Origin of the sequence: Actinophytocola sp. (genome assembly GCF_009379765.1) — a bacterium.
Taxonomy (GTDB): Bacteria; Actinomycetota; Actinomycetes; order Mycobacteriales; family Pseudonocardiaceae; genus Actinophytocola.
Map to the genome: position 1 here is coordinate 55,997 of NZ_WHTD01000031.1, position 6,292 is coordinate 62,288.

Sequence of the window (6,292 nt, forward strand, 5' to 3'; positions counted from 1 at the left end):
CCTGGGGGTTCAGGCGGCGGGGTCTTCTGGCTTGTGGAGCTTGATGGCGGTGGCGGGGCAGGCGAACTCGGCGTCCTCCACGTCCGGCAGGAGGTTCGGGGCCGGGGTGGGGTCGCGCAGGACCACCACGCCGTCGCCGTCCTGGTCGAACACCGTCGGGAGCGCGTCGGCGCACAGGCCGGCGCCGCAGCAGAGCTCGCGGTCGACCTCGATCCGGTAGCCGGCCATCACCACTGCACCGGCAGCTCGAACAGGCCGTAGACGAACATGTCCTCGCGGTAGCGCAGCTCCTCCACCGGCGTCACCGGCGCCAGCGTGGGGAACGCCCGGAACAGCTCGCGCAGCACCACGCGCACCTCGACCCTGGCCAGGCTCTGCCCGGCGCACTGGTGCACGCCGTAGCCGAAGGTGAGGTGCGGCGGGTTCGCGGCCGACGGGTCCACCGCGTGCGGGCAGCCGTAACGGGACTCGTCCCGGTTGGCCGAGGCCAGCGACGAGACCACCCAGTCGCCCTCGGCGATGTGCACGCCGTCGATCTCGATGTCGGCCACCGCGCGGCGGACGATGCCGTACTGGATGATCGCCTGCATCCGCAGGATCTCCTCGACCAGCGCGGAGGCCCGGTCGGTGTCCGGCAGCTCGTCGACCAGCGCCCGGTTGTGCAGGAGCGTCGCCGTGCCCAGGCCGATCATGTTCGCGGTCGTGTCGTGCCCGGCGATCAGCAGCAGCATCGCCTGGCCCACCACGATGTCGTGCGGCGCGGGCGCACCGTCGATCTCCGACCGGGCGAGCCGGCCGAGGAGATCGTCCGCGCCGGCCTTGCGCTTCTCCGTGACCAGGCTGTCCAAATAGGAGTACAGCCCGCCGGTCGCGGCGTCGACCCGCTCGGGTGCGGCGCCGACCTCGCTGCGGATGCCGGCCTGCTCCTGGAAGAACGCGTGGTCGGAGTCCGGCACGCCCAGCAGGTCGCAGATCACCTTGGAGGGCACCGGGAAGTTCAGCGCCGGCACCAGGTCGACCGGCGGCCCAGCGTCCCGGATCCGGTCGAGGTAGCCGCGGGTGATCTCGGTGACCCGCGGCTCCATCGACCGGGCCCAGCGCGGGGTCATCTCCCGGATGACCAGCCGGCGCCACGGCGTGTGCTCCGGCGGATCCATGGCCACCAGCGACTTCGGCAGCATCACCGACGGCTTGCGGCCCGCGGACAGGTTCGGCGGCGGCGCGTTGAACCGGTTGATCGACAGCCGGGAGTCGGACAGCAGCGCGCGCACGTCGTTGTACCGGGTCACCAGCCAACCCTCGACGCCGTTCGGCCAGACGAACCGGGAGATCGGGGACTCCTTGCGCAGCAAGGTGTACTCCGGCGGCGGGTCGAACGGGTTGGTGCGCGCCCGCGGCAGCTGAGGCAAGGACATGGGACCTCCAGACACGGTGAGGCTTGTCTGAAACATTGCCCCTGATCCGTCTGAGCCCGCTCAACTGTCGGTCAAAGGCGCCGGCTCATTTCAGACAAGCCTCATCCCTAAGGTCAACCATGCCCATCGGCGCTGACCGCGGCCTTGAACCCGGTTCAAGGCCGGCCTGAGGATCCGGCACGGAACCCGACATTTCTCGCACCATGAGGAGGTTCCCGGAGTCGGCGTGATTGCGGACCCACGACGACGGGACCTGTCCCGGCGAGTCTTGAGACACCGCGAAACGAGAGGGAAACCATGAGCGAGATCGTCAGCGCGTGGGGTGACAACTCCAACGGCAACCTCGGCATCGGCAGCGAGGACGCCAGGAACACCCCCACCCCGATCGCCGGCCTGGAGGGCATTCGCACGGTCGAGTCGGGCAGCGGGCACGTCATCGCGGTGCTCGAGGACGGCACCGCCTACGGCTGGGGCCGCAACGCCTTCGGCCAGGTCGGCAACGCCTCCACGGACAACGCCACCGCCCCGCGGCGGGTGAAGCTGGACGGCATCAAGCAGGTCGCCCCCGGCGGCGGGCACACCCTGTTCCTCCGCGAGGACGGCACGGTGTGGGGCTGCGGCGCGGGCTTCTTCGGCATGCTCGGCCCGAACAACATGCGCGTGCACCCGGTGCCCGTGCCGGTCGAGGCGCCCGAGGGCATCGTGGCGCTGGTCTCCGGCGGCAGCCACGCGCTCGCCCTGCTCGAGGACGGCACCGTGTGGAGCTGGGGCCGCGACGACCGCGGGCAGCTCGGTGACGGCGCCGAGGCGGGCACCCGGCCCGGCCACGTCGTGCAGGCGCACGCCGGTGTCGAGTTCGTCGTGCGCAACGTCCCCGCGCGGGTCAAGGGCCTCACCGATGTCAGGTACGTCGCGGTCGGCGGCGGGCACAGCCTCACCGTGCACACCGACGGCACGCTGTCCGGCTGGGGCTTCAACGACTGCGGCCAGCTCGGCAACGGCACCACCGACAACACGAACACGCCGGCCAAGCTCGCCGCCGAGGGCGTCCGCGAGGTCGCCGGCGCCTACCACCACACGCTGGTCCTGCTGGAGGACGGCACGGTGCGGGCATTCGGGCTCAACGACTGCGGCCAGCTGGGCAACGGCGAGACCACGTCCACGACCGCGCCGGTCGACGTCAAGGGCCTGCGGAACGTCACGCAGGTCGCCGCGACCGGTGGCGGTGGCGACACCAACCCCGGCGGCTTCGGGCACAGCGTCGCCGTGCTCGATGACGGCACCCTGTGGGCGTGGGGCTGCAACAACAGCGGCGAGCTGGGCCTTGGCGGCAACGAGGGCCGGATCGTGCCCGTGCAGGTCCCCGGCCTCACCGGCGTCCGCCACGTGACGGTCGGCGGCGACGTGCCGTTCGTCCGGGAGAACCCGGGTGGCGGCAGCGCCACGGCCATCCACGCGCGGGCCTGAGGGGAGCAGTCGTGACCGACCAACCGTCCATCGAGGACATCACCGCGGTCCAGGAGCTGATGTTCCCCTCCGCGGCGCAGGCCGTCCGGGTCGTCGCCGAGCTCGGCATCGCCGACCTGCTCGTCGACGGTCCGCTGCCCGTCGGCGAGCTGGCCGCCAAGGCCGGGGCCGCCGCGCGCCCGCTGTCCGGCGCGCTGCGGGTGCTCACCGTGGAGGGCGTGTTCGCCGAGCCGTCGCCCGGCGTGTTCGCCAACACCACCCGCTCGCACCTGCTGCGCCGGGGCGTGCCGGACTCGCAGTACGTCATGTCCGGCCTCGGCGCGGCGGACTGGCTGTGGGCCAGCTACGGCGCGCTCGGGCACAGCGTGCGCACCGGCGCGCCTGCCTTCCCGAAGGTGTACGACACGCACCTGTGGGCGTGGCTGGGCCAGCATCCGGAGCAGGCGCGGCAGTTCAACGACGCCATGAACGAGTTCTCCACCACGCTCGGCCCGCGGATCGTCAGCTCCTACACGGAGTTCGCGAAGGCGGGCGTCGTCGCCGACCTCGGCGGCGGCATCGGCACGTACCTGACCAACATCCTCGATGCGTACCCGTCGGTCGAGCGCGGCGTGCTCGTCGACCAGCCGTCGGTGATCGAGCAGGCCAAGTCCCGCACCGACATCGACCCGCTGGTCCGGAGTGGACGGTTGGGCTTCTTCCCCGGTGACTTCTTCGCGGACGTGCCCACCGGCATCGACCTCTACGTCACCAAGCAGATCACCCACTCGTGGAGCGACGAGAAGCTCGTGTCGCTGCTCAAGCGCTGCCGGGACGCCTCGCCGACGGCGCGCATCGCGGCCGCGGAGCTGGTGCAGACCAAGGACGCGCCCCGGTTCGTCCGGCACTTCGACGTGATGATGTACGTGACGATGGCGGGCTTCCTGCGCACCGCCGAGGAGTACGCCGAGCTGTTCGGCCAGGCCGGCTACGAGCTGACGCGCGTGGTCCCGACCGGCACGGCGTTCTCGATCATCGAAGCGGTTCCCGCCAAGTAACTGGAGTGGTGACGTGAGCTCGGAGCTGGATTCTGATGTAGCGGAATGGGTTCGGCAGCGTGGCATTCCATTGTCCACGGCGGACCCCGCTGCCCCCATGGACCGACTGGAGCGGCTCGGCGAATGGGTCGGCGACGCGACCGTGGTGGGCATCGGCCCGTCGACCTACGGCGGGCACGAGCAGTTCACCATGACCCACCGGATCATCCGGCTGCTCGTCGAGGAGCACGGGTTCCGCGCGGTCGCCACCGAGGACGACTGGGACGTCGTGCTCGACCTCGACCGCTACGCGCGGACCGGGGAGGGCGACCTCGAGGCGCTGATGAAGGGCGCCGGGGTGCCGTGGCGGGTGCGGGAGCTCACCGACGCCGTCGAGTGGGTCCGGGAGTACAACACGACGCACGACGAGCAGGTGCGGCTCGTCGGCGCCGGGGTGATCGACACTCGCGCGGCGGTGTACGAGGAGGTGACGCGGTACGTCGAGCGGGTGGCCCCCGAGCGGCGTGCCGCGTTGCGCTCCCACTTCGACGTGATCGAGCCGCGGACCGAGCAGCCGGTGCCGTACTTCCTGATGCAGGTCCCCGACAAGGACGCCTGGGTCGGGCACGCCCGCTCGGCCCTCGCGCTGGTCGAGGCGCTGCCGCACGCCGAGGGCGACAAGGAGCACGCGCTGGTCGTCCAGCACGTCCGGCAGATCGTCGCGTTCTACGAGCACTACGCCTACCACCTGGTGGACGACGGCTACCGGGACCTGAAGATGGCGGAGAACCTGCGCTGGTGGCACGAGCACACCGGCGACAAGATCGCCTACTGGTCCACCAACGCGCACAGCGTGCGGTCGGCCGAGCTGACGATCTCGGTGCCGCCGCGCGGCGTGCTGAGGTTCCGGCCGACCGGGGACCACCTGCGCGAGTGGTTCGGCGACAGGTACTTCTCGCTCGGTATCACGTTCGAGACCGGCGACGTGAACTCCGGCTGGGGCCTGCCGCCGTTCTCCAGCCGCGCGATGCCGGTGCCCAGGCAGGCGCCGGAGTTCGTCGAGCGGCACCTCACCAACAACGGCACCCCGCGCTACCTGCTGAGCATGCGGCACAACGTGCCGGACGCCGTGCGCGAGTGGCTGGCGCGGCCGATCGAGAAGGCCCGGGTCATCGGGTCCATCTGCGACCCCGGCCAGGACCCGGACGGCTACTGGATGACCGGCGGCTCGCTCGCCGGGTGGTACGACGCGCTCGTCCACGTCAAGGAACTCACCCCCACGACCATCCTGTGAGGCCCGCGATGGAGGTTTCGACCACCCCGGATCCGGCGGTGTTCGCGGAGCGGGCCGGCGAGTGGCTGGCCAGAAAGCCCGTGGAGAACAACCTGTTCCTGGTGCACGCGCTCGACCCGGCCGGCAACCCGCCGGGCCAGAAGGAGCCGGTGTTCGCGACGGTCACCGACGGCGGCGGTGACGTGGCCGATGTCGTCGGTGCGGCGTGGGCCAAGGCGCCGTACCGGATGACGCTGTCCGGGATGCCCGAGGAGGCCGCGCACACGCTGGCCGAACACCTGGTGAAGGCGGGTGAGTCGCTGCCCGGCGTGAACGGCCCGACCGACGCGGCGGCCGCGTTCGCGCACCGCTGGGCCGAGCTCACCGGCCTGTCCACGCACGTCGAGCGCGAGCAGTGGATCATGGAGTGCCGGTCGACCACGCGTCCGGAGGCGCCGAACGGGCGGCCGCGCCTGGCGACCGAGGACGACCTCGAGACGGTCGCCGAATGGTTCACCACCACCATGCGGGACATCGGCCTGCCGCCCGAGGAGATCCAGCAGCGCAGCAACCACATGGTCGGCGGCCAGATCGCCAACCAGCGGCTCATCGTGTGGGAGGCGCCGGACGGTTCCCGGGCCGCGGCCGCCGGCTGGAACCCGCCGCTGGCCGGTGTGGTCCGCCCGTCCGGCGTGTTCGTCTCGCCCGCGCACCGCGACGGCGGCTACGCCCGGCTGGTGCTCGGCGAGGTCGTCGCCCGGGCGCTGGAGGACGGCGCCGACGCGTGCGTGTGCACGCTCGACCTCACCTACGTGCCGATGCGCTCGGTGGTCGAGAAGGTCGGCTTCACCAAGCTGATCGACGTGACCGAGTACCGGTTCGGCGAAGGAGCGAAAGCGTGAGCAGACCAACCAACCCAACCACCATGCTTCGCGCGAATGCCGTCCACGCCGAGCGGAGCGAAGCAGGTGCCACAGCATGAGCAAACCAACCAACCCAACCACCATGCTTCGCGCGAATGCCGTCCACGCCGAGCGGAGCGAAGCAGGTGCCACAGCATGAGCAAACCAACCAACCCAACCACCATGCTTCGCGCGAATGCCGTCCACGCCGAGCGGAGC

6 protein-coding genes are annotated in these 6,292 nt (G+C 71.1%); 4 read left to right on the top strand and 2 right to left on the bottom strand.

From position 1 onward, the window contains the following. Nucleotides 1-9 precede the first annotated feature (9 nt). Together GEV28_RS12475 and GEV28_RS12480 are read right to left on the bottom strand one after the other, a co-directional pair. Entirely contained in the window at nucleotides 10-228 is a 219-nt protein-coding gene (locus tag GEV28_RS12475) for a ferredoxin (RefSeq protein WP_291411845.1), read from the bottom strand. Continuing rightward, nucleotides 228-1,415, bottom strand: a complete 1,188-nt coding sequence (locus GEV28_RS12480) for a cytochrome P450 (protein ID WP_291411847.1) — start codon at nucleotides 1,413-1,415, stop codon at nucleotides 228-230. Before GEV28_RS12480 ends, GEV28_RS12475 begins: the two co-directional genes overlap by 1 nt. Nucleotides 1,416-1,712: 297 nt before the next feature. On the opposite strand from GEV28_RS12480, the gene GEV28_RS12485 reads away from it, so the two are divergent. The 4 genes from GEV28_RS12485 (at nucleotide 1,713) to GEV28_RS12500 (ending at nucleotide 6,073) form a co-directional block, all read left to right on the top strand. Further along, nucleotides 1,713-2,882 carry a hypothetical protein gene (locus GEV28_RS12485; RefSeq protein WP_291411849.1) on the top strand — a complete coding sequence of 390 codons (1,170 nt, stop codon included), beginning with the start codon at nucleotides 1,713-1,715 and terminating at the stop codon, nucleotides 2,880-2,882. Nucleotides 2,883-2,893: 11 nt separating this feature from the next. Then, nucleotides 2,894-3,919, top strand: coding sequence for a methyltransferase (locus GEV28_RS12490; protein WP_291411851.1), 1,026 nt, complete (start codon nucleotides 2,894-2,896; stop codon nucleotides 3,917-3,919). Nucleotides 3,920-4,016: 97 nt separating this feature from the next. Next, complete coding sequence (locus tag GEV28_RS12495) at nucleotides 4,017-5,192, top strand: erythromycin esterase family protein (protein WP_291411853.1); 1,176 nt, start codon at nucleotides 4,017-4,019, stop codon at nucleotides 5,190-5,192. Nucleotides 5,193-5,200: 8 nt separating this feature from the next. Further along, nucleotides 5,201-6,073 (top strand): GNAT family N-acetyltransferase, encoded by an 873-nt coding sequence (locus GEV28_RS12500; protein ID WP_291411854.1) that lies wholly within the window; start codon nucleotides 5,201-5,203, stop codon nucleotides 6,071-6,073. The last annotated feature ends 219 nt before the right edge of the window (nucleotides 6,074-6,292 follow it).